The organism is Rhodococcus sp. NPDC078407, assembly GCF_044542515.1.
Lineage (GTDB): Bacteria > Actinomycetota > Actinomycetes > Mycobacteriales > Mycobacteriaceae > Rhodococcoides.
Genome location: NZ_JBITUQ010000017.1, coordinates 71,946 through 97,893, shown reverse-complemented (window position 1 = coordinate 97,893; position 25,948 = coordinate 71,946). Strand labels below are relative to the sequence as shown.

Sequence of the window (25,948 nt, the reverse complement as noted above, 5' to 3'; positions counted from 1 at the left end):
CCGGTGGTTGTCGGATAGCCGGTCTGTAGTGCCGCCTGGACTACTCTTCGGCCACTCCAACACCTACGCCGAAATTGCCGGCTATGGCCTCTTGTGCCTGGTAAGACGACCTTGATGTCGATGGCCTCGGTCGGGTGAAGAAACCCCCGGCGACCCACGCAGATCGAGACCCTTAACTTCCACGCTGCGGTCGATGTCGAAGCGGGCCCCCGTGATTCCCCTGGAATCGCCGTCACGCATCCGGGGATGGGTGAGCGACCAGCTGTTCGGTCTCGTCGCCGCCGACCTGGGAGGGGGCAAGCTGGTGAAGCAGGAGGACACGGGCATCCTGCTTTACGAGGACGAGGTGAAGCTCCCGTGGCGTGTCACCTCCAGGCCGACGCAGCAGTGCTCATTGTTTTCGGCAAAACCTCTTGAGCCTTGTGCGTCAATCTATTTCCCACGATGTTGGGTGGCCCGCTGCGTACAGTCGTGCCACGTCCATCAGTTTGTGTGCGGGCGGCGTGAGATGGGTCGTCCGGCACACGGCAGCGACGTGCAGATAGGACCCGGGAACGATGCGGTGCACTCTGGCTCCTGATTGGCGCGCGGTCGGAGCCCACGACGATGGCATCACTGCCTGACCGAATCCACTGAGCACCATAGGAAGGATGGAGGTGCGGTGCGCTACCTCGGCGGCGATGGTGGCATCGACGCCGCTCGCAAGAACATCGTCGACGAGCGTTCTCATCAAGGAACCGTGCTGCGAGACGATCAGCCGTAACCCGGACAGCTCGGAGCGTTCGATGACCGGTGAGTCCGGTGTAACCGCGTCTACGCTCGAGATGAGAATCAACGGCTGACTCTCCAGCGCAACGACCTCGAGCTCAGGAGCGCGGACCTCGCTGGGCGAGCCCAGAATGCCCACTTCACATGCCCCGGTTCGTACCGCATGCAGTACCTCTTCCGGCGTGAACGCAGCCTCGGCGTTCACCGTCACAGCGGGATACAACGCGCTGAACCGGGTCAGAATCGTTGTCAGCGGTTCGATCCCGGGCGAGGGCATCGTAATCAGATCCACGCGTCCACGTCGCAGACCCTTCAGAGCATCGATCGATGCGGTGGCGTCGTCGAGATCACGCAGCACCACTCGCGCTGGGCCGATCAAGGTCTCACCCGCCTCGCTCAGTACCAGCCTGCGTCCGATGCGATGAAAAAGCGGAACACCCAGCTCCCGTTCCAGCGTCGCGATCGATTGGGATAGCGATGGTTGCGCAATGAGCAACGCCTCTGCCGCGCGGTTGATGCCGCCCTCGTCGACTACGGCCAGGAAGTACTTCAGGTGCCGCGCATCCATACAGGATCGTTCCTTCCGGTTGCGCCGGGTGTGCAGGTGTGTAGGGCTGACAGAAATTCATCTGCTGGCCAGTCTAGCTGCGGGAATCTCTCACAGTTAGGAAAAACCGATAAGACGCATCGGCTTTTGGTCATGGACGCACGCCCGCCTGTGACCGCTTAATGGTTCAAGACAGAATGTGATGTGCACTACTACGGAGGAACTCATGGCTACCGAACTCACCACCTACAAGATCGCATCGATCCCGGCTGACGGTGTCGGTCGCGAGGTCGTCGAGGCGGGCCAGCGCGTACTGGACGTCCTGGCCGAACAGTCCGCCGGCAAGTTCGCCTTCCAGTGGGACGAATTCCCCTGGGGCTGCGGGTACCACGCCGAGACCGGCAAGATGATGGCCGACGACGGACTCGAAACCCTCAAGAGCTACGACGCGATCTACTTCGGCGCCGTCGGCTGGGAGAACGTCCCCGACCACATCAGCCTGTGGGGCCTGCGCCTGAACATCACCCAGAACTTCGACCAGTGGGCCAACGTCCGACCGGTGAAGTTCCTGCCCGGCGTCCAGTCCCCGCTCCGCAAAGCCGACCATACCGAACTCGACTGGGTCGTCGTTCGCGAGAACAGCGAAGGCGAGTACGCCGGACTCGGCGGACGCAACCTCAGCGGCCGCGGCCCCGGCAACGAGGTTGCACTACAAACCGCCCTGTTCACAGAGAAAGGCTGCGAGCGGATCATGCGCTTCGCGTTCGATCTCGCGCGTACCCGCACCGTCAAAAAGGTGTCCAGTGTCACCAAGTCCAACGCACAGCAGTACGGAATGGTGCTGTGGGACGACGTCTTCAAGCGCGTCGCCCTCGACTACCCGGACGTCACCACCGAAAGCGTGCTCGTCGACGCCATGAGCGCCAAGTTCATCCTGCACCCCGAGGACCTCTCGGTCGTCGTGGCCTCGAACCTCAACGCCGACATCCTCTCCGATCTCGGATCCGCCCTCGCAGGCTCCCTCGGTATCGCCGCGAGCGCCAACCTCAACCCCGAGCGCCGCTTCCCGAGCATGTTCGAACCCGTCCACGGCTCGGCCCCCGACATCGCAGGCAAGGGCATCAGCAACCCGATCGGCGCGATCGCCAGCGCAGCACTCATGCTCGACCACTTCGGCCTGCACGACGAGGCGCGCCGCGTCGAAGCTGCCATCGAAACCGCCACCGGCAACGGAGCATTGACCCGCGACATCGGCGGCACCTCGGACACCCACGAGGTCACCGAAGCCATCGTGCACGCACTGCAGAACGCTCTGACCCCAGCCTGATCCTGATTGGACCTGCACCACGCCAGACCCGGCCGGCTCGACAGGTGATCCCGTCGAGCCGGCCGACACCACAGTCGGTCGGTAACTCTCGACCACAACCTTGACTATCGCGAACTCTCACCAGAGGTGAATCTCATGGGAACCACAAGCAGCACAGCGAGTTACCAACCGACCACGGTCAAAAAACCCTGGTATAAACAGCTCTATTTCTGGGTCATCGTCGCCATCATCGCCGGTATCGGCGTCGGATGGCTCTGGCCCAGCACCGGCGAAGCGATGGAGCCGATCGGCACCACCTTCATCACGGCAATGAAGATGCTTATCGGACCGATCGTGTTCCTGACCATCGTCGGCGGCATCGCCTCGGTCGCCGACCTGAAGAAGGTCGGCCTCACCGGCATCAAGGCGCTGACCTACTTCCAGGTCGGCACGATCATCGCGATGATGACCGGCCTGGTAGCGATCAACATCTTCCGGCTCGGTGACGGTGTCAACGCCGACGCAGCATCGCTGGAAACCACCGACTCCGCCAGCAGCTTCATCAAGGCAGGCGAAGAAAAGGAGTGGTGGGAGTTCATCACTCACCTCGTCCTGGACAGTGTCGTCGGCCCCTTCGTCGAAGGCGACATCCTGCAGGTCATTTTCCTTGCCGTCATCTTCGGTGTCGCCATCAATGCTGTCGGACAGATCGCCGACCCGATCCGCGACGCAGTCGAACGCCTCACCGCAGTGATCTTCAAAGTCCTGGGCTTCATCATGAAGCTCGCCCCGCTCGGCGCATTCGGCGCCATGGCATTCGCCATCGGCAAGTACGGCGTCTCGACTCTCACCAGCCTCGGCAGCCTCATCCTGCTCTTCTACGTCACCTCGGCGCTCTTTGTGGTGGTCGTCCTCGGATCGGTAATGGCCTACCTGCGCCTGAACATCTTCCGCATGCTCGGCTTCTTCAAAGAAGAACTCCTGCTGATCCTCGGCACCTCCACCGCCGAACCGGCCCTGCCCGGATTGATGCGCAAACTCGAATACGCCGGCGTCAAGAAGACCACCGTCGGTCTCGTCGTCCCCACCGGCTACAGCTTCAACCTCGACGGCGCAGCAATTTACCTCTCGCTCGCCGCGCTCTACATCGCCCAGGCCACCAACACCGACCTCACGATCGCGCAGCAGCTCGGACTCATGGGCGTCATGCTGCTCACCTCCAAGGGGGCCGCAGGTGTCGCAGGCGGCGGATTCATCGCCCTGACCGCAACACTGAGCACGCTGGGCACCATCCCGGCCGCCGGCATCATGCTCATCTTCGGCATCGACAAGTTCATGTCCGAATGCCGCGCACTGGTGAACTTCATCGGCAACGCCGTCGCCACCCTGTTCGTCGCCAAGTGGAACGGCGAACTCGACGTCGACCGCGCCCGCCGCGTCTTCGCCGGGGAAATACTCCCCCCGCCCGAAGGCGAAGTAGAGAACGACTTCGACATGGAAATCCTCGAACACGAACCCGCAGACAAACACCACCACCGCGACGTCGACCTCGTCAAAGACGATCCCGGCAGCCGACATGAGCATCTCCCCGCACCGGCGTCGTCCGCGAGCTCGGTCCGACACTGACAGGCCATCTGCACACACCCGTCCGTTGCTTCGCCAACACCGAGAAAGGCCGACCATGAGGGTTCTTGTCGCACCCGACAAGTTCAAGGGATCACTGACCGCGGGCGATGTCGCCGAGCACCTGTCGATCGGACTGACCTCGGGCGGAGCCCACACCACCGCGCTCCCCCTCGCCGACGGCGGTGACGGCAGCGTCGACGCCGCCATCGCCGCCGGCTTCACCCCCAACACGATCACCGTGGCCGGAGCCACCGGCACACCGCAGACCGCGACGATCGCCCACCGCGGTGATACCGCGGTGGTCGAAGTCGCCAACACATGCGGACTGGGCACCCTGCCGCTCGGTCGCCGCTCGCCACTCGAGGCCACCAGCCTCGGAATGGGTCAAGCAGTCAAGAGCGCCCTTCGACACCATCCTCGTAGACTGGTGCTGGCGCTCGGCGGCAGCGCCAGCACCGATGGCGGCACCGGACTGCTCTCAGCACTGGGCTACATCTTTCGTAACGCCGAGGGACGCCAAGTCCGAGGATGCGGACGCAGACTCACCGAAATCCACACCGTCGACACCTCCCAGGCCGCGTCGTTGACCGGGCTTGACCTCGTCATCGCAGGCGACGTCACCAACCCCCTGACCGGGCCGACCGGCACCGCGGCGGTCTACGGGCCGCAGAAAGGCGCCGACCCCGATGCGGTGCACTACCTCGACGAAGGCCTGAACACTCTGGTCGCAGCATTCGCCCGCAGCGGCTACACCCAGGCCAGGGAATTCGCCGACACCGCAGGAGCGGGCAGCGCAGGAGGACTTGGCTTCGCAGCACTGCTACTCGGTGCCCGCATGGCATCGGGAGCGGAGTACTTCCTCGACCTACTCGACTTCGAACAACACCTCGCCGGTACGGATCTGGTCGTCACCGGCGAAGGCAGCATCGACGAGCAAACCGAACACGGCAAACTGCTCTCCGTCCTAGCACGACGAGCACAACCGGTACCCGTCATTGTCGCCGCAGGACGAAATACACTCCCCAGATCACGCTGGCACACAGCAGGATTTAGCGACATCCGCTCCCTCACCGACTACACCGGCCGCGATACCTCACGCGACCCCGAACTCACCGCCCAGCTGCTCGTGCGCATCGGACGCGACATCGCACTCGACAACGCCGCCGACACCCCGCGCACACCGACCGCGTCGTCGGTCCCAGCTGCGGCGGGGCGCGCGTACCGCTGACCGTTCGCCCCGCTGTCCGGCGACGCCCGGCGCGCGGGCACACGACGCCCGCCTCGCATCCGGACTGGCCGCATACATCTTCCAGAGGAGCTCCCCCGTGCCCACCATCAGCCAGGTCATATCCCGCGAAATCCTCGATTCCCGTGGCAATCCCACCGTTGAGGTCGACATCGTTCTCGACGACGGAACCTCGGCACGCGCTGCTGTCCCGTCTGGTGCATCCACCGGCGAACACGAAGCGGTAGAACTCCGCGACGGACAGGACCGGTACAACGGCAAAGGTGTGCGCCGAGCGGTCGAGGCCGTCCGCGCCGAACTCGCCCCCGCCGTCGTCGGATGCGACGTCCACGATCAACGACGCATCGACCGCATCCTGATCGACACCGACGCCACAGCAGACAAGTCGCGTCTCGGAGCGAATTCCCTTCTCGGTGTCTCGCTGGCAGTCGCACGAGCGGGAGCAGCTGCCGTAGGTATGGACCTGTACCGCTACATCGGCGGGTCCAATGCCCACGTCCTACCCGTACCGTTGATGAACATCGTCAACGGCGGCGCGCACGCCGACACAGGAGTCGACGTTCAGGAATTCATGATCGTCCCACTCGCTGCCGATTCGTTCGACGAAGCATTGCGCTGGGGAACAGAGATCTACCACGCCCTCAAGTCGGTGCTCAAGAACAAGGGCCTGTCGACCGGACTGGGCGACGAAGGCGGATTCGCACCCGACGTTGCCGACACCCGCCAAGCCCTCGACCTCATCACCATCGCCGTAGACACCGCAGGGTTCGGCCTCGGCGACCACGTGGCACTCGCCCTCGACGTCGCCGCGTCGGAGTTCTTCACCGACGGGGCCGGATACCGATTCGAAGGCAAGGACCGCTCCACCAGCGACATGATCGGGTTCTACCGTGAGCTGATTCGCAACTATCCCGTGGTGTCCATCGAAGACCCACTGAGCGAGAACGACTGGACAGGGTGGGTCAGTCTGACCGAGGACATCGGTGACGCTGTTCAATTGGTCGGCGACGACCTCTTCGTCACCAACCCCACACAAATTCAGGATGGTATCGACCTCGGCGCCGCCAACGCTCTGCTGGTGAAATTCAATCAGATCGGCACGCTCACCGAAACCCTCGACGCCATCGACCTCGCGCACCGCGCCGGCTACAAAACCATGATCAGCCACCGCAGCGGCGAAACCGAGGACACCACCATCGCCGACATCGCTGTCGCAGTCGGCAGCGGTCAGATCAAGACCGGCGCGCCGGCCAGAAGCGAGCGCGTCGCGAAATACAACCAACTTCTGCGCATCGAACAACTCCTCGGCAAGAGCGCTCACTACGCCGGCCGCACTGCATTCCCCCGGTTCGCACTGCCACACTGACCGCCGATCACACCCGCGTCCCGACTGAGGTGAACACGGCGACACAAAAGGATTCCGATGACACTGACCGACGTCCACTCCACCCGGCCCGATGAGCTCGCGCCGATGTTCTCCCCCCACCGCGCAAAAATCGTCTGCACAATGGGGCCTGCTACCGCGACCGACGACGCAACCCGAGCCCTGATCGTTGCAGGAATGAACGTCGCACGGCTGAACTTCAGCCACGGCGAACACCAGGATCATCGAGAGAACTACGACCGTGTCCGCAGCGCAGCACACGAACTGGGCAGTGCCGTCGCCGTCCTCGCCGACCTCCAAGGACCCAAGATCCGGCTCGGCAGATTTACCGACGGCGGCGCCCTCTGGGCGGCCGGAGACATCGTTCGCATCACCGTCGAGGACTGCGACGGCTCCCACGAGCGAGTATCCACCACCTACAACCAACTCGCGCAGGACGCATCGCCTGGGGACCGACTTCTCGTCGACGACGGCAAGATCACCCTCGTCGTCATCGACATCGACGGAAACGACGTGGTGTGCCGGGTCGTCGAAGGCGGGCCGATCAGCAACAACAAAGGGGTATCCCTCCCCGGTATGAATGTCTCCGTTCCCGCTCTCTCGGACAAAGACATCAACGACCTGGAGTTCGCGCTGCGCATGGGCGTCGACCTCGTCGCGCTCTCGTTCGTCCGGTCACCGTCCGACATCGACCGGGTACACGCGGTCATGGACCGAGTCGGCAGGCGCGTCCCGGTGATGGCCAAGATCGAGAAACCGGAGGCAGTCGAGGACATCGAAGCCATCGTGCTCGCCTTCGACGCGATCATGGTCGCGCGCGGCGACCTCGGCGTCGAAGTGCCTCTCGAGGACGTACCGCTGATACAGAAACGCATAATCCAAATCGCCCGTGAGAATGCCCGCCCGGTTGTCGTCGCAACTCAGATGCTCGAATCGATGATCGACAACTCGCGCCCCACCCGGGCCGAGGCCGCCGACGTCGCGAATGCCGTACTCGACGGCGCCGACGCAGTAATGCTCTCCGGCGAGACATCGATCGGCACATACCCTGTCGACGCAGTACGCACGATGGCGCGGATTCTCGATGCGGTCGAAACTCATTCCACCGACGTGCCCCCGTTGACCCATCTCCCCCAGACCAGAGCCGGTGTGGTGTCCTATGCAGCACGCGACATCGCAGAACGACTCGGCGCCTGCGCCCTGGTTGCCTTCACGCGTTCCGGCAACACCGTCCGCCGCCTCGCGCGGCTGCACACGCCGCTGCCCGTGCTCGCGTTCACCCCGGTTGCGGAGATACGCAATGAACTCGCACTGACGTGGGGGACCGAGACCTTCGTCGTCGAGCCCACCGAATCCACCGACCTCATGATCGAGCAAGTCGACCGGGCGCTGTTGAGCATGGACCGTTATCGACGCGGTGACCTCGTCGTCATCGTGGCCGGCGGACCCCACGATCTGACCGGTACCACCACCATGATCCGCGTCCACCGAATCGGCCACAACGACTGACATCCACCGTCGCCGAACCACCCGCACCGAGGAACCATGAGAATCTATTTCCCTACCGGAATCCTCCCGGCCCCACTTACATCCAATTGGGACTGGCAACTGCATGCCCACTGCCGAGGATTTGCCGTATCGACCTTCTTCCCGGCCCGCGGTACACGCGGAAGCGAACTCCGACGAGCGGAGGAGACCGCCAAACAGGTGTGCGCTCGGTGCCCAGTTCTCAACGACTGCCGAAGCCACGCGTTGAACAACGCAGAGCCATACGGAGTCTGGGGCGGAATGTCAGCGCGCGAACGCGCTGCAACTCTCACCGCACCGGCCCATGTTCCTCGTCCGAGACATCGAATCGGGCCTCCCGTGCGCAGACCACCCACGCGCCGAGATGGTCAAAGCCACGAGGCACCAGCCGGCGCCCCCCTCAGCGCCGGAGACCGCCGCCGAGAGCTGCGTCCTGAGTCAACGGTCGCCGTAGACAGTAGTTACGACGTTGATGACCGACGTCCGAAACCCGGTTTCTGACCGAACCGTGCATTCGAACGGCACGGTAAGACGAGTGACATGCAGGGTTCCCAACCGTTACCTTCATCATCGGCGGCCCCTCTCAAACAGAGAACACTCTCACTACCTTGCCCGCGGATATGACTGGCGGAGTGACGAAATTCGAAGGTGCGGTATTCGGCACGATAAACCAGTGCTTCTGGTTGCCCGCAATTCGGCGCACCGGCGATAATCGCGGTCTGATCGTCCCCCTCGCCGCTCAGGAACCGAGACCAGATGCGCCGCACCTGGGGCTTTAGCCCCCACCCACGCGTTGCATCAAACACAACGACGTTGAACCTCGTCCAGTGTGCGATGCATATACGCAGGCCGACGTTGGCGCGAAGCCCGAAAACGCTACGCTGGATTTAGCGTTCACGTGAAGGTCACGAATTCCGTACTCGCTGTCGCACAGTTGCATCGAACACAATTCCGCTCAGTTGACTCGCTACAGTCCGATCTGGTTCACAGCGTTTCCCACCAGTGGTGCGTGTTCGCGGCGGTATACCTCGACGGAGTCGAGGCTGGCGTGGCCGGTTTGGCGTGCGATGGCGGATCCGTCGGCGCCGTTGCGGGTGCCTTGGGTGACGAAGCCGGCGCGGAGCGAGTGGCCGCCGAGTTTGGCGAGCGCGGTGGGGTCGTAGCCGGCGTGTTCGGCGCGGCGGCGGATGGTCTGGTGGATCGCGGCACCGGACAGCGATGTGGAGCCAAGGTTGCCGTTCTTGGCGACGGCACGAAGTAGCGGGGCGCGGGCTGCGGTGCGGGGCACTCCCCCACGGCACACGTGCTCGGCGAATGGCTCCTGCTTACGGAGCAGTCGGATCACGGACGGGCGGCCACCAGCATCGAACGCGGCCACGACCTGTGCCCAGCGGACGTAGGCGCAGGGCGGGCATGTCTCGTGAGACTCGGTGTACGGCAAGGCTTTCATCGCTCCCCTGCCCTCTTGGTCGGTCTTCGATTTCCGTAGCCGCACGTGTAGGCCGTCGTGCCGGTGCACGGTCACGTCGCCGCACAAGAGCTCCGAGAGTTCGCTGCGGCGGTACGCGCCGGCGAACCCGAGCAGGAGGATTGCCGAATCGCGTCGTTCGAGTACCGCGTCGGCCCACCCCCGGCATCGCTTCCGCGCCGTCGAGACGAAGACCTTGATGTCGTCGACCAGTAGCGGGTCCCGCGGTGTGCGCGGCCGATCCCCCGCCGCGGCATACTCGCGGCGGATCCCGGATAATGTCGCGGTGACGAGCTCGTGTGCCGACGGAGACAGATGTCCCGTGGTGCGGTGCTGATGATTGATCGCCGCGATCCAAGTACCGAAGGTGGCGACGGCGTAGGCCCGCTCCCCCGATTCCGTGCGGGTGTCCGCGGCATCGACCAGATACGCGGCGACGGTCACCGGGTGCGCCGGCAACGCAACATGTCCTTCCCTCTCACACCAGCCGACGAAGCGTCGCCACCCTGCGGCATAGGTGCGACGGGTCCCCTCGGAACGGGACTATTCGACCGCTTTGGCGATCCGCTTGGCCACCGCCAGCGGAATCTCGGGCTCCACAGCGGTGGATACGAGCCCCGTAGAGCCCGCCGATGGGCTCACCGCAGGTGTGCGGCCCGGTCGGAAGTCCATTTAGAGAGCCTAGCCCAGGTCACCGACATCCATGCGTAGCAAAACTGTGCTGACCGGGCGTTTTGGCTCGCATGGTGCGGAAAATGCAATTTACGTGGGTCAGATCCATTGAACTATGGGTGACAACGAAGGCGGGATGAATGTCCCTGCTAATCAACTTGAAAGAGCCGCCGTAATAGACCCCAGTTTGATCCGGCCCGGGGCTGCACCAGGCGATCTTGGCGGTCGTTGCTCCCCCCGGTAGTTACAACGATCGTCCGTTTCGCGTCTGCTTTTTGGGGCTTCGAACTGTGGGATTCCCTCGTGGCCGTGGGGCCCGCCGTTACTGCGGTATTCCACCGAATCATTGGTTGAGTTCGGGCGCAGTCGTGGTTCCGACCGTTCCTGCGACTTAGACAGGGAACAGCCTCGCGGTGCGGCGCTGTGTTTTGGGTGTCGGTAAGACGCACGTTGCCCACCTTGAGAATGGTGGCGGCGGCGCTTGTGGACGCAGCCAACCGTCAAGTCCCCATCCTCGACACTGAACTCGCCGCAGGCTGAGTCGGTTGCAGCCGACGAGTCGCGCGACACCCCATAGGTCACCATCTTGTGAGACGACCGTCCAACCTGTTGTGATGGATGCCAACGCTAGTGATGATAGCTATCTATGCTAGCAACGCTAGAGGTTCTGACGCCGGGCATGATTTCGCCTGGGTTGAACAAAGCGCCCAGTCCGTACGTGATCACAGCTCGCGATTGTTCGGTTTGCGATGTTGCTGCCTGGCGCAGTCCGTCGCAGTTTTATCGCCTCTCAGTTCAATCCGCCGAACCGTGGGTCCGGCGGATTGAACTGACGCATTGTGGAGCAAGGTGTTGCAAGGCTCTGCAACGCCAGCCCTGTACAGACACTCTTGGGCTTCGGCATACGCGAGTGCTAGGCCATCTAGCATTGCTATTTATCCTGCTGAGGGCCGTTGCACGCGAGATTCGCCTGCGCGCAGACGGGCAGTTAACCGGGTTCGCTCCGTTCGCGTTCTGTTGAGCAGTAATTGAAGAGGTATGGGTGCAATGATAGCTAGCGTAGCTAGCAAAGAATGCAAAGCGAGCGGAGCGTCGGAACGTAGGCTAACGTAGCTGGCATAGCTAGCAAAACAACGCTAGATAGGCGTGATGCACTAGATGCGATTGCTACACACGCGGTGCTAGCGAGGCAAGTGAGAGTTGCTTGTCTAGCACGGTAATCTTGCGTAACTAAATGCGCTTGGCTAGATACGCAAGGCGCTGCAGCGCGGCGTGCAAGCAGTGCGAGACGGGCGAAGCGAGCTACGCAAGCGAGCAAAGCACTCGTCGCAAGGTTCGCTCCGCGTGTTAACGCAGCACACGAAGCAATTGGCTATAGCGTAGCGAGCCAGAAGGCTTGCAGGGCATACGTCCAGGGTGCGAGCCAACGCAGTTTTCCTCGGAGAAAAGTTCGTTGGCCTTGATCCTCAAACAGAGAAAGGAACGCGAATCCCAATGTCGACGTCGTCGAAGCAACCCAGGAAGTTCGCGATATGCAACCAGAAGGGTGGGGTTGGGAAGACAGCGACAACACTCGGATTGGCGAGTGCATTGGCAGACAAGGGCAAACACGTCCTCGTCATCGATATGGATCCTCAGGCCAACGCGACGACCGGTCTGGGAGTCGACGTTGATGACGACATGCGAACTACCTTCGACCTGATGTCGGTCACTGGCGAGGGTGCAGCAGCGGATGCGGTAGTAGCAACCGAATGGGATCGGGTCGACCTGATCGCGGCGACTCAGAGCCTCGCCAATCTTGAGGCTGACGGTGCAAACGACTTGATCTTTCGGTTGGATATCGCGCTTGAGGGTGTCGATCTGTCGCCTTACAGTGCAGTTTTCATCGACTGCCCGCCGTCGCTTGGAAAGTTACTTTTCGCGGTCCTCTGCGCCTGCGACTCAGTCATCGCGGTCACCGAACCCACCATCGACAGCGTGCGAGCGATTACCAAGGTTGAGGAAACCATCACCAACGTCAAGCGGCGTGCGAACCCTCGTCTCGAGCTCGAGAAGATCGTCTTGTCTAAGAAACGAAGGACCTCGGAGCATCAGTATCGCGAGGACGAGTTGCGTGCTGCATACGGCGAATTGGTTGCAAGAGCGGGGATCCCGGAGCTGGCGGCGCGCCAAGACGCTCATAGCAGCCACACTCCCATCCATTCTTACAAGGGAGGCCGGGCGATAGACCTGCAAGTCGCCTACGACGCCCTGCTGAAAGAACTGTCTATCGACCTCCTAGGAGAGCCTGCCGCATGAACGCACAACGCGAACCCGCCATCCGCCGCCATCCGGCTGCAGACCTCCCTTCGCGACCGACCGCTTCACCCCGGCGCGTTGGGCTCGAAGCACAGCAAGAATCAACCGGGTCGCCGAGCGTCGACGTTCCGACCAGTGCTGGCGGTATCAGGCCGACAAACGAGCCCACTCTTCCGGCAACGAACGAACCGTTGGCTCAGCACAATGCGCGGCCGGCGGCAGGACCAGGCGGAGAAAAATTTACTGAGCAGCACAATGTGCGGATACGGAGTTCTACCAAGCTTCGTTTGAACAGAGCCGTCGACAGGCTGCGGTACGAGACAGGGGACCGATCAATCAGTATTGCTTCCTTGACCGACGCAGCGCTCTGTGAGTACCTCGACAAGCGGGGCATCTAGACCGTTGAATGAGGATCCCCGCTTGCTGTGCTAGCTAGCGTTGCTAGCACAGCCCTTTTTGTGACCCATAAGTATTCAGTCACGTACATGTGCGCGATGGCAGACCTAAGGCGGGACCGAGATTTCAGGCACCCCCACCGAGGCTCGGCGTCCTTTTTGACGATCGTCTATCGAGACACCCCGCGGCCGAATCGTGTCAGTTTCAGAAGACGGCGGCACTTTTTGCTGGCGATTTGTGGGTGAGTGCAGTGGTCTTCTGACATTCTGATGTCAGAAGTGCGCTGCACGATCGCGTTCGGCTCTCGGTGACAGGGGAGGCTTGTGGTGGACCCGGGCAAGCTCGACGTCGTGGAGACCGGTGTGCTGACGGCGTCGGGGGAGCGGTGGGCGCAGGCAGAGACCCGATTCGCTGTCTTGGCTCCCTTGCTGGAGATGCATCCGGTGCGTTTGGCAGCGGTCGATGATGCGGCCGAACGACTGGGGTTGTCGCGGCGTCGGGTCTATGCGTTGCTTGGCAAACTCAGGGACGGGACAGGTACGGTCACCGATCTTCTGACGAAGGTCTCGCCGGGTGGGCGTGGCCGCAGCCGAGTAGCGGCTGAGGTCGAAGAGGTGATCGGCGATCATCTCACCCGATATTTTCTTCACCGCCAGAAGCTGAGTGTCGCTGCGCTGCATCGACGTATCGCGTTGGCGTGTCACCGCGCGGGTCTGCCAGTGCCGGCCAGAAATACCGTCACCGCGCGTATCGCAGCGCTCCATCCGGCATCGGTGGCCAGGTCGCGCGGAGGACCCGATGCCGCCCGCCCACGTCAGTCCGCCGGCGACAGTCCACCGACGGTTGCGGGGATTCTCGATCAGGTCCAGATCGACCACACCGTCGTCGATCTGATGGTCGTTGACGAGTACGAGCGTCAACCGATCGGCCGCCCCTACCTGACGATCGCCATCGATGTCCTCAGCCGTTCCGTACTCGGGTTCGTCGTCACTTTGGAGCCGCCGTCGTCGATATCGGTCGGGTTGTGCCTGGGCCGCGTGTGCTGCGAGAAGCAGACATGGCTGGAGGCATGCGAGCTCGCGGAGCAGGTGCAGTGGCCGATGGCAGGGAAGCCGAAACAGTTGTATCTCGACAACGCCTCAGAGTTCAAAAGCGAAGCGCTGCGCCGCGGATGCGCCCAGCACGCCATCACACTCGAATACCGTCCTCCGGGCCGACCGCACTACGGCGGGATCGTCGAACGCATCATCGGAACGGCGATGACGGCGGTGCACGAGCTGCCGGGGACCACCTTCTCGAGCCCCGCGGACCGAGGAAGGTACGACTCGGACAAGCATGCGGCGTTGACATTGCGTGAGTTGGAGCGCTGGCTGGTCCTGGCCATAGCCTCGTATCACGCGAGTGTTCACACAGGGATCGGGAACACTCCGGCCGCCGTGTGGGCCGGCGCGGTTGCCGCAGCTGGTCATGCCCCTCGTGTGGTGCTCGGCGAAACCGCGTTCCTGGTGGACTTTCTTCCCGTCATCCGGCGACGTCTGACGCGCACGGGCTTCGTCCTCGATCACGTGCACTACTTCTCGAACGCGCTCAAACCGTGGGTTGCGCGGCGAGAGGAGTTGGGACGGTTCGTGATACGACGTGACCCACGCGATTTGAGCAGAATCTGGGTCCTCGAACCAGACGGTGCCGGCTATGTCGAGGTGCCGTACCGGACGATGTCACATCCCGCGGTGACATTGTGGGAGCACAGAGTTGCTATCACTCGTCTCCGCGAACAAGGTCGGTCGAACGTCGATGAGAGCGCACTGTTTTCGATGATCGAGCAGATGCGCGAGGTCACCGACCGCTCGCAGAAAGCCACCCGCAGAGCCCGGCGCAACCGTGCCCGCCGCACGCATCTCACCGGCGCCGCGTCTGCACCGATCCCGGCGATCCACCCGCCGGTGGAGCCTCGAGCGGACGGCGGCACCGCAACGCCTGTCTTCAGCGACATCGAGGAATGGTGAGGCGATGACCGCATCGACAGGAAGCAGCGACGAACCCACCGAGTCGTCCAGCGAGGATTTGGGGCACCTTCGGGAGTCGGTTCGTCCGCTCGCCGCACTCGACGACGCGGACCGGATCCGGTTGATCCTGATGGTGTACAGCAGGCCGGTCACGGCCGCGATCAGCAGAAACGGTCCGACCAGGATGCCGGCATAAAAGTGCAACCGCAGCACGAACGGCCTGATCTGTGGCCACAACGGGATCTTCGTCACCGAAGGCGGGGTGTCACCGGGCGCAGGCGGTCGATCGATTTCACTGGTGGACATCTGCGTGTTTCGGTTCCTTCTCCTCGGGCTGCACTGGGCGCTCAGCCGGTCCTACTCGTGCAGTAGTCGGGCCAGCGGTCCCGGAAGTTCCCGATAATTCCGAGCCGCGTACTCGAGAACTATTCGGGTGTCACGCCCCGACTAGGTCCTCGTAGGGCTGCGACCCCGCCACGAGCTGCCGGTGTAGGTGTCAAAGTGAAGGAGATTCGACGGGTTTCCCGTCCAAAGAGCTACTGCTCAGTGGAACGACCTGATCTCGTGGCCGGACAAGTCCTCGACGGCTACGCTTGCGACCCGTCCCAGGGATACTCAACTGTCGAGCAATTCGAACAGACCGGTGCGGCCGTGTACGGAGCAAACTTCTGCTCCTCAACCGACGCTCAGAGCACCGAGAAGTGGTACTGCAGGCCGTCGTACGCCCATTTTCCCGCACCATCCCCGGCGAAACACCAGGTGAGCGTGTTTTGAAATCAAAAAGCCTGTCGGAGGTGCGCACTACAGTTCTTGCCATGGCAGAACGGCAGCTCGGTGAGGTCCTGGACGCAGATTCAGTTGCCCTGGTGAGTGGTGCGGTGGTGTTTCCGGACCTGTCGGCCGAGGTGGCTGCGCGTATCGAACGGTCGATGGCGTCGGCGCGGTCTGCCGCAACCCGCCGCGCCTACGATTCGGCGTGGCGGCGATTCGAGACCTGGTGCACTGCCGCCGGGCACATCTCGTTGCCGGCGCACCCTGCGACCGTGGCTGCGTATCTCGTTGACGCGGCGGACTCGCTGACCGTCGACGGAGTCCGGGCGTATGCACCGTCGACCTTCGGCAAATGGGTCGCTGCGATCACCGACCGTCACCGCGGGCTCGGCCACGACACCCCGTGTGGCCACGAGATGGTGCGCGCCACCCTCGCCGGTATCCGCCGAGACTACGCCGCCGCGGGGGAGCGCCCCCGCAATCCCCGCGCCCCACTCCTGACGTCCGATATCACTGCCATCGTTGACGTAGCACGTGCCGGTGTCACCGGCTGGGCCAGTGAAGTGCTCGAACGCCGCGACACCGCACTACTGCTGATGGGGTACTCCGGGGCATTTCGGCGCAGCGAACTCGTGGACCTCGAATGTCGTGATGTGCGCCGCGATCGCCTCGACGGTGCGCATGTCCGCCTGCGGCACTCGAAGACCGACCAGGACGGAACCGGAACGGTGAAGGCGCTGCCGTTCACCGACCGGCACGAATCATGCCCGGTCTGCGCGTGGGTTCGCTGGCTGCAGATCGTTGCTGCATTCGATACCGGTGGCAGAACCGCGATCATTCGTTTGCTTTCCCGCGCAGCGAAGTTCGACTCCCATCTCTGCCACAGCACCCTGCCCACCGCTGACACGCGGTCGGCGCTGTTCCGGTCGATCCGCAAGAACGGCAACCTATCCCAGACCGCACTGTCGGGTGCGGCAGTGCACGCCGCGATCCGCCGCCGCGCCGGCCGCGCCGGCTACGACGCAGACCTTCTCGCCCAGCTGGGCGGACATTCACTGCGTGCCGGATTCGTCACTCAAGCGTTCCGTAACGGTGCCGACGCACACGCGATCATGCGACAGACCGGACACAGAAGCCCGGGAATGGTCGAAATCTATGCCCGCGAGAACGCGCCTCTGGTCGGCAACGCCGTGAACGATCTCGGCTTGTGACCCTCATGCACGGCACCGACACCTCGACGAGCGGCGACAACACCGACCTTGTCCGAACAACTCCAGTATCGAACGACACTGTCCCGGAACGGGGTCGACACACGTGGTCGCTGTTCGCGGACTGGTGCACCGCTCATGATCAGTCGGCGTTGCCGGTCTCACCGGAGTTGTTCGTTCGGTTCCTCCGAGCCAACCCTGCCGCGCCGGCAACGCAACGTCGTCGCATCGCCGTCATCGACGCTGTTCATCGAGACCGCGCCCTGCCCCCGCCGGGTCGCGGTCAGAGCGTGCGAGCGGCTCTGGACGCGCTGCGTGCAGCGCGTTTGCGCGACACCGCAACTCGGATCGGCGGCATCGTCACGCGCCTCCCCGGAACAGGGTGGCCGGCGGCGTTGTTCGCTCGCCGAGATGCACTGGTCCTCACTCTTGCCGCGGCCGGGCTGCCATACACCGAGATCGCGGCACTGCGAATAAGAGATGTCGCCGTCGAACCCGAATTCGATGCCCTCACAATCGAAACGGGCACCGGTGTACATGCCGTCACTTCGTTGGAGCTCGTGAGGGCGGGCGCATCACCGAGAAAGGTGTACAGGCGCTGGTACGAGGTCCTGGCCCACGGCGAGCGGCACCCCAGCACACGCATGCTCGCCGACGCCATCGAGCACGTCGACGGAACCGAACTCGCCGACTCCGTTACTCATCTCGACCCAGGCAGCGAACGGCCGTTGTTGACCACGATCGACCGGTGGGGCCATACCCCGCTGGTCGCAACCCCTCTCACCTCCCGGGGAATAGCCGATATCGTTCGAGCACACCTCGGGGGACGCGCTCCCACGCACATACCGCCCCCCGTCCGAGAGACGAACCCAAAGCGTGTCTTTACGCTCGAGCCTGCATCGGCGGTCTCGCTCGACCCTGGTTACTACGAACGCGGCACACTCGCACGAAGGCACTCCCACGCGCTCCTCGACGACGTCGATTCGGTTCTTGCCGATGTCGAAAACCGCGCAGACCGACTGCTCAGGGAACTTCTCGAGTTCTTAGATGCGGAAATGCCGGAGTGCGAGCAATAGTCTTCAGCGCGCGACGATCCCAGGTGTCACCCCGCAGGAGCGACCCCTGTTGTGAGTGAGTCAGCGAACATTGCACCGAACGACGACCGGGTCTGTGTCGAAAGTTCGCACGCGGGCTTCACGGTCTCTTGGTACGGGGTGGTCGTGTCGCTGGACCTCGTCTCGCGGTGCGCTTCCGATCCACTGCATCGATGTCTGCGTTGATGGTTCGGCGACGTTTCCTGAGGGTCAGTGCCGACAGCGGCAAGCGCGGTGAGAAGTACCAACACGAAGGGGATGTCGAGACTGGTCAGTGCGTCGATGGTCACGATCGCTCCTGCAGCGACACACACGAAAAGCAGGCGTGCACCGTCCACGCAAGCGCATCCCGATCGTGTGCGGCGGCTGGTTCCGGCACTGGCGATCCTCGCCGCTGGGGTTGACCCCAGTCGCGCTCTCGTCGTCTCGCAGGTCGTGTTGTCCTTCGGTATTCCGATCGCGCTGATTCCGTTGGTGCGGTTCACCTCTGACCGCATGTTGATGGGCAGCGATGTCAAATTACCGGATCACTCGATATGCAGCCCGGTTCATCGCGGGAATCGTCGTCGCACTCAGCATTGCACTGATCCATCTAACCGTCGTCTGATTGTGCGCGGGTGAACGTCTCCTGCTTGCCTCTGTGTTCCAGGACCGATTACCGCTCGCGATGGTGGTGGTGTGCGTGGGAAATCGGAATCAGTGGGTTCTTCCGCCGCTCAGGGGGAGTCCGTCCTCGAAAGAAAGAAGACTTAGTGCGGGCCACCAGATTTGCAAGCAACGCAATCGATGCCCCCAGTTTGGATGACGACGAAGCCGCCCACCACCTTCAAGACATCAACCCGCGTGCGGATCGTAGACGGCGGTGACAGTCGATGCCGGCCGGCCCGTTCCATGCTTGGGGTCGAGACGTGATTGCCTCCGGGGCGTTGCCTCAGTCTGGATGGTGCAAGTCTGCCCACTAACTACGCACATTGTTCGGCATCGATCGCATGATCGAGCAGGACGCGAGAGGCTGCCTCACACTGAGTAGCTCTCTCACAGGTCGTACACTACGGCGTCGCCGATGACGCGGATGGCGACCCTGTCGCCGGGCGTCAGAGCCGTGGCGCCGAAGCGGCGCACGGTGACCCGCTGGGCCATAGCGGTGTCCGCGGTGTCGAGGCGGATCCCGAGCAGCATCTCCGACCCGAAGTACTCCACGTCGACGACGGCCCCCGATGCACCCGCGCCGTCGGTGGTCACCTCGATTTGCTCCGGCCGCAACATGATTCGGGCTGCACCTTCGATGGCGTTCGGGGAAGGGGCGACGGCGACGTCGCCGAGGGCGCAGCGGGCACGGCCGTTCTCGATGTGGGCCGTCAAGATCACGGCGTCACCGATGAATTCCGCGGTGGTGACGTCCACAGGGCGGGAATAGATTTCACGAGGTGTACCGATCTGTGCGAGCCTGCCCGAGCTCATCACCGCAACCCGGTCGGCGAACGACAGGGCCTCGGGTTGATCGTGGGTGACGAGGATGGTGGTGATCCCAGCCTTGGCGAGGACGTCGGCGACGATCCGTCGAGTGTTCGCCCGCAAGCCGGCATCGAGTGCCGAGAACGGTTCGTCGAGCAGCATCAATTCAGGTTCACGCGCCAGCGCCCGCGCGAGCGCGACCCGTTGCTGCTGGCCGCCGGAGAGCTGGTCGGGTCGACGTGAGGCGTAGGACGAATCCAGCGACACCATCTCGAGCAGTTCGGTGATCTTCGAGACGGTGCGGGCACGGCGTGGCAGGCCGAACCCGATGTTCGCGCCGACCGTGGCGTGTGGGAACAGTGCCCCGTCCTGGGCGACGTACCCCACCGACCTTCGGTGCGCAGGCGTCCAGCCGGATCCCGCGACGACCTTCCCGGTCAGTGCGACAGTGCCTGCGTCGGGTTTGTCGAAACCCGCGATCAGACGCAGCAGCGTCGTCTTACCGCAACCGGACGGTCCGACGATGGCTGTGGTCGACCCGGCATCGACAGCGAACTCAACACGACGTAGCACCGTCACAGGACCGAACGACTTGTCCAGCCCATCCACCTCCACCGCGTATGTCATAGTCCTGCCGCCTTTTTCGACTGGGAGAAGAGAACGTAGGTCATGGGCAGAGACAGCACGATCATGATCAACGCGTACGGAGCAGCCCCCGAGTAGTCGATCTCGCTGCTCAGCGACCAGAACTGCATCGACAGAGTGCGGGTTCCGGTCGGTGCCAGCAGCAATGTCGCGGTCAACTCGTTCACGATCCCCAAGAACACCAACGCACCGCCCGCTGCGGTGGCCGGCGCAGCCAATCTGAGAGTCACCCGAAAGAAACTCGACAGCGGTGACAGACCCAGCGACCGAGCCGCCTCGTCCAACCCGACGGGCGCCTGCGCGAGCCCCGCCCGCAGGTTGACCAATGCGCGTGGCAGGAAGAGCAATGCGTAGGCCGCGATCACGACGACAACTGTTTGATACAGCGGATTTGCGTACCGAATGGCGACGGTGACGAACGCCAACGCAACCACGATGCCGGGCAACGAACTCGAGATGTAGGTACCGCCCTCGAGGACACGGCTGAACCGTCCGCGGTGGCGAATCGAGATCCACGCGACCGGGAACGCGAGTGCACACGTCATGACCGCACCGGCAATTCCGAACCCGAGCGTCTGCAGCAGCGCGGACGAGATTTCGTCCCACTCCCACACCGCGCTGCCGCCGACGACAAGCCACCGCAGAACACTGGCGATCGGGACTCCGAGAGACAGTGCGATCAACATCCCCAGGAAGACGAGCGCGATCGGCGAATACTGCCAACCGAGTTCTGCAGGCACGGCCGGGCGGGCTGCACCCGAGCCGATGCGGGCATACCTGGCACTGCCACGCACAACCGCTTCGATCACCAACAATGTGAGGCACAGCAATACCAGCACCCCGGCGAGCATGGTCGCCGCCGCTCCGTTGAACGTCGATTGATACTGCTCGAAAATCGCTGTAGTGAATGTGTCGAAGCGGATGAAGACGAAGGCACCGTATTCGGCGAGTAGGTGCAACGCGACCAGAAGCGCGCCGCCGGCGATTGCCAGCCGCAGCTGCGGCACCACGACGCGAAAGAACACTGCCCACGGTCCGATTCCGAGTCCTCGCGCCGATTCCTCGACCGCGGGGTCGAGCCTGCGTAGCGTCGCGGCCACGGGAATGTAGACGAGAGGAAAATACGAGAGCGTTGCGATCAGAACGCCGCCGCGCAGCCCGCCGAGGGAAGGGATCGCCGTCACCCACGAGTAGCCGTTCACGAACGCCGGGACAGCCAGCGGCGCGGCAAGCAATACCGCCCACACCTTCGCTCCGAATACTCGTGTGCGCTCGACCAACCAAGCAGCCGCGACGCCGATTGCGACACAGATGGGCACCGTGATCACTACCAACATCACGGTGTTGGCCAACAATTCGCGGACCCGCGATCGGAACAGCAGCGCCGACGCGGTGGCCCAGCCGGTGTCCACGCTCTCCACGATCACGTACCCGAGCGGGATGAGCGAGATCGCCACGACAATCACTGCGGTGACAGCCAGAGGCAAGGGCATACGCGACCGGCCTGCTGGGCACCGCAGCGTGTGGGCCGGCCCCCGTTGTTCTCGACCGTTCGTCGTTGGAATCAGAGCAAACCGGCTTCGGTCATGAGCTCGGTGACCTTCGGGCTGTTGAGCTTCGCCGGGTCCACCTGCGGGGCCTGCAGTTCGGTCAAGGGGACCAGATCCGCGTTGGCCGCCACTTCGCTGCCCACCGAGTACTCGAACGACATCCCGTCCCGCAGAACTTCCTGACCCTTCGGTCCGGTGACGAACGCCAGGAACTGCTGCGCTGCATCCTGTTTCGCGCTGGACTGCAGGACGCCGCCGCCGGAGACGCTGACAAATGCGCCGGGGTCTTCGTTCTTGAAGTAGTGCAGGGCGACGTTACTGCTGTTCTCTCCGGTCTTGGCCTGATCGCCGAACCAGTAGTAGTGGTAGATCACGCCGCCCGGGATTTCTCCGGCGTTGACGGCTTTCATCACCGTGCCGTTACCGTTGTAGGCGCGGACGTTGTTCTTCATCCCCTCCAACCAGGTGCGTGTAGCGTCCTCGCCTTTCAACTCGAGCAGCGCACTGACGATGGCTTGGAAATCGGCTCCCGACGGCGATGCTGCCCAGCGGTCCTTCCAGGCGGGGTCCTGCAGGTCCAGGAGTGAGGCCGGGAGCTGATCGGGGGTCAGCATGTCCGTGTTGTAGGCGAACACGGTCGAGCGGGCGGCGATACCCGTCCACTTGCCGTTCGACGGGCGGTATTGGCTCGGAACCTGGGCCAGCACGGCCTGGTCGACGTCGGTGAACAGACCCGCGTTCTCGACGAGCGTCATCGCCGGAGAGTTCTCCGTGAGGAACACATCCGCTGGCGATCGGTCACCCTCCGCTACGAGTTGGTTGCCGAGTTCGGTATCGCTCCCTTGGCGCAGGTCGACCTCGATGCCGGTCTCCGAGGTGAACGCGTCGGCCCATTCTTTCGTCAGCGACTCGTGTTGGGCGTTGTAGACGGTGATCCGGTTGTCCCCGCCCGGGTCGGACTCAGCGCTCGAACACCCCGACACCGTCAACAGTGCCGCGGTCGCCAGTGCGAGGCCCGCCATCAGTTCGATCCGCTTGCTCATCGTCCGTCCTTCGCATTTACCGGACCACCTCCGGTCGTCCCCGCCGCCATGGTACTTAGAGGATTGGCAAACCTAATGCCCGGCCCTGTCCCGCTCCACGGTAGACGGGCGAGCACGAAGGTCGCGGCCTGCCAGTAGACAACCCCCACGACGATCGACAGGGCGAATGCTGTCCAGGGATGGTCGTCGCGCAGCGGTAGATAGACCTGAAAATGGGTCAGGTAGATGTAGAGTGACGCGCTTGCCAACACCCCCGCAACCCGGCCCACAACTGCGGGACATGGGACGGATGTGAGCCACACCAGCAGGCAAAGTCCGACAATCACGATGACTTCTCGCTGGATGTCGCCGAAGAAGAACCCGGGAATCGATAGCACGATTGCCGCGGTGACCCCCACTCGATGCCACACGGTCTGCGCCCGGGCGGCGGCCCAGCCGAGGGCGAACAACCAGAAGACAACCGCCGCGGTCAGAATGCGATTGCGGCTGTCGTCGATCTCGATCAATCCGTAACGGGTAACCAGGCCCAATGCCACCAACCCCATAGGAAACCAGAACGGGTGACTGCGTTCGAGACGTGCGACCGCCGGAACATAGAGCACAGCGGCGGCTACGAGGACGATGTACACAATCGCCTCGACGAACCAGTATCGCCATTCGACAGACCAACCGTCCGGGCCGAAGATTCCGTTGAGCAGCAATGCACTGGTGATGCGGTAGTCCCCGGTCAGAGCGATGATGGCCCCGATCCACACCATGCTGGGGATGGCGATCCGAGCGACGCTGCGCACAGCATTGCGTGCGCGGGCGGTGCGATCGACCGCGCCGAGGTGGAAGCGGGCGAAGTTGTAGCCGGCGATTCCGAGAAGCACGTGCGCCCCGCCGAGCACCGAAAACAGGTGTATGTGCGAGCCGGTGATCAGCACGATCGCAAGGGCGCGCAGCACAACGTTGGTCTCCACCCGTCGCCAGCCGCGGCGCAGGTGCGGTGCCTGAACGAAGTCCACGACTCGGGTGTTGTGCCAGTCCGCCGGGAGGTGACCGAGCAGCTCCTCCAGCCGAATGGACATCCGCACATACGACAAAGAGTCACCGCCCAAGCTCACGAACGTGCTGTCGTCGTCGACCCTTGCGTGATGCAGGACCTCGGCATACATCGCTTTGACATCGGTGGTCTCGGGCTTTGTCGTCGTCGAGGTGGGCTGAACAGGGCCGGGCTTGCCTGCGAATTCCGCGACCGCTCGCGCATCGGGTTTGCCGGTGGAGGTGCGCGGCAGCTCATCGACGACACACACCCGAACTGCTGTTGCGGGAAGGCCGCTGAACTGTGCTGTCAAGCGTCGCACGTCGGCGACGTCAGCGTTCTCCGCGACGACGACGAGTTCGTCCGTGCCGTCGGTGCAGCACACGGTCAATCCCAGGTGTGCGAGCGCGGACTCGACGCGGTGCAGATCGATACGTAGACCGAACACTTTCGCGAAACGGCTGCGTCGGCCGACCACTTCGTACAGTCCATCGGCCGTTCGCCGGGCCAGGTCGCCTGTTCGCAGCTCGCCGGCGAGCGTGTCACCCAGGCGCAAGTCGCCGGGGTCGTGTGCGTAGCCGAGCATGACGTTCGGCCCCGAATAGACGAGCTCACCCGTCCCGTCCGGGGCATCCGCGACCGGATCGAGCCGAAAGGACCCGTCGGGAATCGGCCGTCCGATGGAATGCGGATGAGCGGCGGCAAGATCCGGTGGCAGATACGCCATTCGGGCGGTCGCCTCCGTTTGCCCGTACATGACGAACAAGTCCCATCCCTGGCGTCGGCCCAGCTCGGCATACGTGCGGACGCGATCGGGCGACAGCTTTCCGCCGGCCTGCGTGACGTACCGCAGGTCGTGAAGATTCAGCTGTTCGAACCCGATACGGTCGAGCAGATCGAAGGTGTACGGCACACCCGCGAAGGTGGAGGCGCGGTGGGTGCGCGCAAGGTCCCACAGTCGAGTATCTGTGACCGAAGAGTTGGTCAGAATCAAGGCGGCACCGCGCAGGAGGTGGCTGTGGACGACCGAAAGCCCATAGCAGTAGTGCATGGGTAGCGTGGTCACGGCACGGTCGGTGGGGCGGATGCCCAGGTATTCGGCAATCGACTCGGCGTTGGCCTGCACGTTGTCGTGCGAGAGACGGACGAGTTTGGGTGATCCGGTCGAACCCGAGGTGCTCAGCAGCAACGCGAGATCAGGGTGCAGCTCATGTCTGGATTGTCGATCGAGTTCTTCGACGACTGTGTTGCCGTCGAGGGTGCGCACCACCACATCGGGCCGATATGTGTCGATGAGCCCGTCGAGATGGTCGGGATTGTCGTCCGAGGCCAGCAGTACGGGGTGTCCTGCACGCAGCGCCGCGAGGTAGGTGACGACGACCTCGACCTTGTTGGTGCCGGCGATCAGTACCAGACGACGGCCACGTCCAAGTCTGGCCGCCTGCCGGTCGATGCGCTCGTCCAGGTCGCGGTAGGTGATCGTCTCGTTCACCGATATCAGACCCGGTGCGTCACCGAATCTGCCCAAATCGTGCGCTAAGCGCACACTGGGGCGTTTCGGGCGGTTGAAGTCTCTGGGCACCGAGCGAGTCTATAAGGGCTGCCGAACCTAACCTTCCGGCGACGAATACGACTCCGCGCCCGCGCGGACGAGCGTGGCTCGTCTGTCCACACACCGCTCGGACACAGATGATCGGGGTCAGCGACGCCTACTCGGCGGTCGATTCGGCAAGTCCGGTCCGATTGTCGCACCGTGGTCGATCTGATGATCGCCGACGGATCGACCGAGTATCGATGCGCCGCCCTTTGCTCACCCTCACGCTTCGATCGATGGCATGGAGGTGACGCCACCGGGCGGTGGCGGGAACCGATCTGAGTCGGGCCGTAGCGGTTCCGCAGGCTGCGCGCGAGCGG

The 25,948-nt window shown here is 63.4% G+C and carries 16 protein-coding genes and 3 pseudogenes; 12 read left to right on the top strand and 7 right to left on the bottom strand.

The window, feature by feature from the left end; all coding sequences use genetic code 11:
• Positions 1-427: 427 nt before the first annotated feature.
• Positions 428-1,336, bottom strand: a complete 909-nt coding sequence (locus ACIGGF_RS17575) for a LysR family transcriptional regulator (protein ID WP_027494114.1) — start codon at positions 1,334-1,336, stop codon at positions 428-430.
• A 205-nt stretch (positions 1,337-1,541) separates the two neighbouring features.
• Here ACIGGF_RS17575 and ACIGGF_RS17570 point away from each other — a divergent pair, with 205 nt between their 5' ends.
• From ACIGGF_RS17570 to ACIGGF_RS17545, 6 genes are all read left to right on the top strand, one after another.
• Positions 1,542-2,642: a tartrate dehydrogenase gene (locus tag ACIGGF_RS17570; RefSeq protein ID WP_027494113.1), complete on the top strand. Its 1,101-nt coding sequence runs from the start codon at positions 1,542-1,544 to the stop codon at positions 2,640-2,642.
• A 135-nt stretch (positions 2,643-2,777) separates the two neighbouring features.
• Positions 2,778-4,247, top strand: coding sequence for a C4-dicarboxylate transporter DctA (gene dctA / locus ACIGGF_RS17565; protein WP_397522466.1), 1,470 nt, complete (start codon positions 2,778-2,780; stop codon positions 4,245-4,247).
• Positions 4,248-4,302: 55 nt separating this feature from the next.
• Entirely contained in the window at positions 4,303-5,475 is a 1,173-nt protein-coding gene (locus tag ACIGGF_RS17560) for a glycerate kinase (protein WP_052060747.1), read from the top strand.
• Positions 5,476-5,572: 97 nt separating this feature from the next.
• Positions 5,573-6,859 (top strand): phosphopyruvate hydratase, encoded by a 1,287-nt coding sequence (gene eno / locus ACIGGF_RS17555; RefSeq protein ID WP_222090467.1) that lies wholly within the window; start codon positions 5,573-5,575, stop codon positions 6,857-6,859.
• A 57-nt stretch (positions 6,860-6,916) separates the two neighbouring features.
• Positions 6,917-8,386 (top strand): pyruvate kinase, encoded by a 1,470-nt coding sequence (pyk, locus tag ACIGGF_RS17550; RefSeq protein ID WP_032407516.1) that lies wholly within the window; start codon positions 6,917-6,919, stop codon positions 8,384-8,386.
• 36 nt (positions 8,387-8,422) lie between these two features.
• Entirely contained in the window at positions 8,423-8,905 is a 483-nt protein-coding gene (locus ACIGGF_RS17545) for a WhiB family transcriptional regulator (RefSeq protein ID WP_072692200.1), read from the top strand.
• 466 nt (positions 8,906-9,371) lie between these two features.
• Here ACIGGF_RS17545 and ACIGGF_RS17540 read toward each other — a convergent pair.
• Positions 9,372-10,544, bottom strand: a pseudogene (locus ACIGGF_RS17540) (integrase).
• Positions 10,545-12,038: 1,494 nt separating this feature from the next.
• Between ACIGGF_RS17540 and ACIGGF_RS17535 the strand changes: the two are divergent.
• The 3 genes from ACIGGF_RS17535 to ACIGGF_RS17525 all read left to right on the top strand — a co-directional run bounded on the left by ACIGGF_RS17535 (position 12,039) and on the right by ACIGGF_RS17525 (position 15,440).
• The gene (locus tag ACIGGF_RS17535) at positions 12,039-12,842 is read left to right on the top strand and encodes a ParA family protein (protein ID WP_032407517.1); all 804 of its coding nucleotides are present in this window, start codon (positions 12,039-12,041) and stop codon (positions 12,840-12,842) included.
• A 722-nt stretch (positions 12,843-13,564) separates the two neighbouring features.
• Complete coding sequence (locus ACIGGF_RS17530) at positions 13,565-15,244, top strand: Mu transposase C-terminal domain-containing protein (RefSeq protein ID WP_397522465.1); 1,680 nt, start codon at positions 13,565-13,567, stop codon at positions 15,242-15,244.
• A 4-nt stretch (positions 15,245-15,248) separates the two neighbouring features.
• Positions 15,249-15,440: a hypothetical protein gene (locus tag ACIGGF_RS17525; protein ID WP_032407491.1), complete on the top strand. Its 192-nt coding sequence runs from the start codon at positions 15,249-15,251 to the stop codon at positions 15,438-15,440.
• Here the strand turns inward: ACIGGF_RS17525 and ACIGGF_RS17520 are convergent.
• Positions 15,410-15,550: pseudogene (locus tag ACIGGF_RS17520) on the bottom strand (hypothetical protein); the annotation flags it as partial. The gene ACIGGF_RS17525 and the pseudogene ACIGGF_RS17520 sit on opposite strands and share 31 nt — an antisense overlap.
• Before the next feature lie 509 nt (positions 15,551-16,059).
• Here ACIGGF_RS17520 and ACIGGF_RS17515 point away from each other — a divergent pair.
• The 3 genes and pseudogenes from ACIGGF_RS17515 (at position 16,060) to ACIGGF_RS17505 (ending at position 18,924) form a co-directional block, all read left to right on the top strand.
• Positions 16,060-17,226, top strand: coding sequence for a site-specific integrase (locus ACIGGF_RS17515; protein WP_008720452.1), 1,167 nt, complete (start codon positions 16,060-16,062; stop codon positions 17,224-17,226).
• A gap of 5 nt (positions 17,227-17,231) precedes the next feature.
• Positions 17,232-18,299 carry a hypothetical protein gene (locus tag ACIGGF_RS17510; RefSeq protein WP_032373364.1) on the top strand — a complete coding sequence of 356 codons (1,068 nt, stop codon included), beginning with the start codon at positions 17,232-17,234 and terminating at the stop codon, positions 18,297-18,299.
• A gap of 276 nt (positions 18,300-18,575) precedes the next feature.
• A pseudogene (locus ACIGGF_RS17505) lies at positions 18,576-18,924 on the top strand (divalent metal cation transporter).
• 428 nt (positions 18,925-19,352) lie between these two features.
• Here ACIGGF_RS17505 and ACIGGF_RS17500 read toward each other — a convergent pair.
• From ACIGGF_RS17500 to ACIGGF_RS17485, 4 genes are all read right to left on the bottom strand, one after another.
• Complete coding sequence (locus tag ACIGGF_RS17500) at positions 19,353-20,399, bottom strand: ABC transporter ATP-binding protein (RefSeq protein ID WP_008720455.1); 1,047 nt, start codon at positions 20,397-20,399, stop codon at positions 19,353-19,355.
• On the bottom strand, positions 20,396-21,910 hold the full coding sequence (locus ACIGGF_RS17495; protein WP_080733225.1) for an iron ABC transporter permease: 1,515 nt from the start codon (positions 21,908-21,910) through the stop codon (positions 20,396-20,398). Before ACIGGF_RS17495 ends, ACIGGF_RS17500 begins: the two co-directional genes overlap by 4 nt.
• A gap of 71 nt (positions 21,911-21,981) precedes the next feature.
• Positions 21,982-23,010 carry an iron ABC transporter substrate-binding protein gene (locus ACIGGF_RS17490; protein WP_008720459.1) on the bottom strand — a complete coding sequence of 343 codons (1,029 nt, stop codon included), beginning with the start codon at positions 23,008-23,010 and terminating at the stop codon, positions 21,982-21,984.
• Complete coding sequence (locus ACIGGF_RS17485; protein ID WP_237606109.1) at positions 23,007-25,616, bottom strand: AMP-binding protein; 2,610 nt, start codon at positions 25,614-25,616, stop codon at positions 23,007-23,009. Before ACIGGF_RS17485 ends, ACIGGF_RS17490 begins: the two co-directional genes overlap by 4 nt.
• Positions 25,617-25,948: the final 332 nt, after the last annotated feature.

Bases quoted from the DNA above. Each gene is read 5' to 3' on its own strand.
- ACIGGF_RS17500 (WP_008720455.1), bottom strand. From the start codon at position 20,399: ATGACATACGCGGTGGAGGTGGATGGGCTGGACAAGTCGTTCGGTCCT.
- ACIGGF_RS17535 (WP_032407517.1), top strand. From the start codon at position 12,039: ATGTCGACGTCGTCGAAGCAACCCAGGAAGTTCGCGATATGCAACCAG.
- ACIGGF_RS17525 (WP_032407491.1), top strand. From the start codon at position 15,249: ATGACCGCATCGACAGGAAGCAGCGACGAACCCACCGAGTCGTCCAGC.
- ACIGGF_RS17545 (WP_072692200.1), top strand. From the start codon at position 8,423: ATGAGAATCTATTTCCCTACCGGAATCCTCCCGGCCCCACTTACATCC.
- dctA (WP_397522466.1), top strand. From the start codon at position 2,778: ATGGGAACCACAAGCAGCACAGCGAGTTACCAACCGACCACGGTCAAA.
- ACIGGF_RS17495 (WP_080733225.1), bottom strand. From the start codon at position 21,910: ATGCCCTTGCCTCTGGCTGTCACCGCAGTGATTGTCGTGGCGATCTCG.
- ACIGGF_RS17560 (WP_052060747.1), top strand. From the start codon at position 4,303: ATGAGGGTTCTTGTCGCACCCGACAAGTTCAAGGGATCACTGACCGCG.
- ACIGGF_RS17575 (WP_027494114.1), bottom strand. From the start codon at position 1,336: ATGGATGCGCGGCACCTGAAGTACTTCCTGGCCGTAGTCGACGAGGGC.
- ACIGGF_RS17510 (WP_032373364.1), top strand. From the start codon at position 17,232: ATGCACGGCACCGACACCTCGACGAGCGGCGACAACACCGACCTTGTC.
- ACIGGF_RS17515 (WP_008720452.1), top strand. From the start codon at position 16,060: ATGGCAGAACGGCAGCTCGGTGAGGTCCTGGACGCAGATTCAGTTGCC.
- pyk (WP_032407516.1), top strand. From the start codon at position 6,917: ATGACACTGACCGACGTCCACTCCACCCGGCCCGATGAGCTCGCGCCG.
- ACIGGF_RS17570 (WP_027494113.1), top strand. From the start codon at position 1,542: ATGGCTACCGAACTCACCACCTACAAGATCGCATCGATCCCGGCTGAC.
- ACIGGF_RS17490 (WP_008720459.1), bottom strand. From the start codon at position 23,010: ATGAGCAAGCGGATCGAACTGATGGCGGGCCTCGCACTGGCGACCGCG.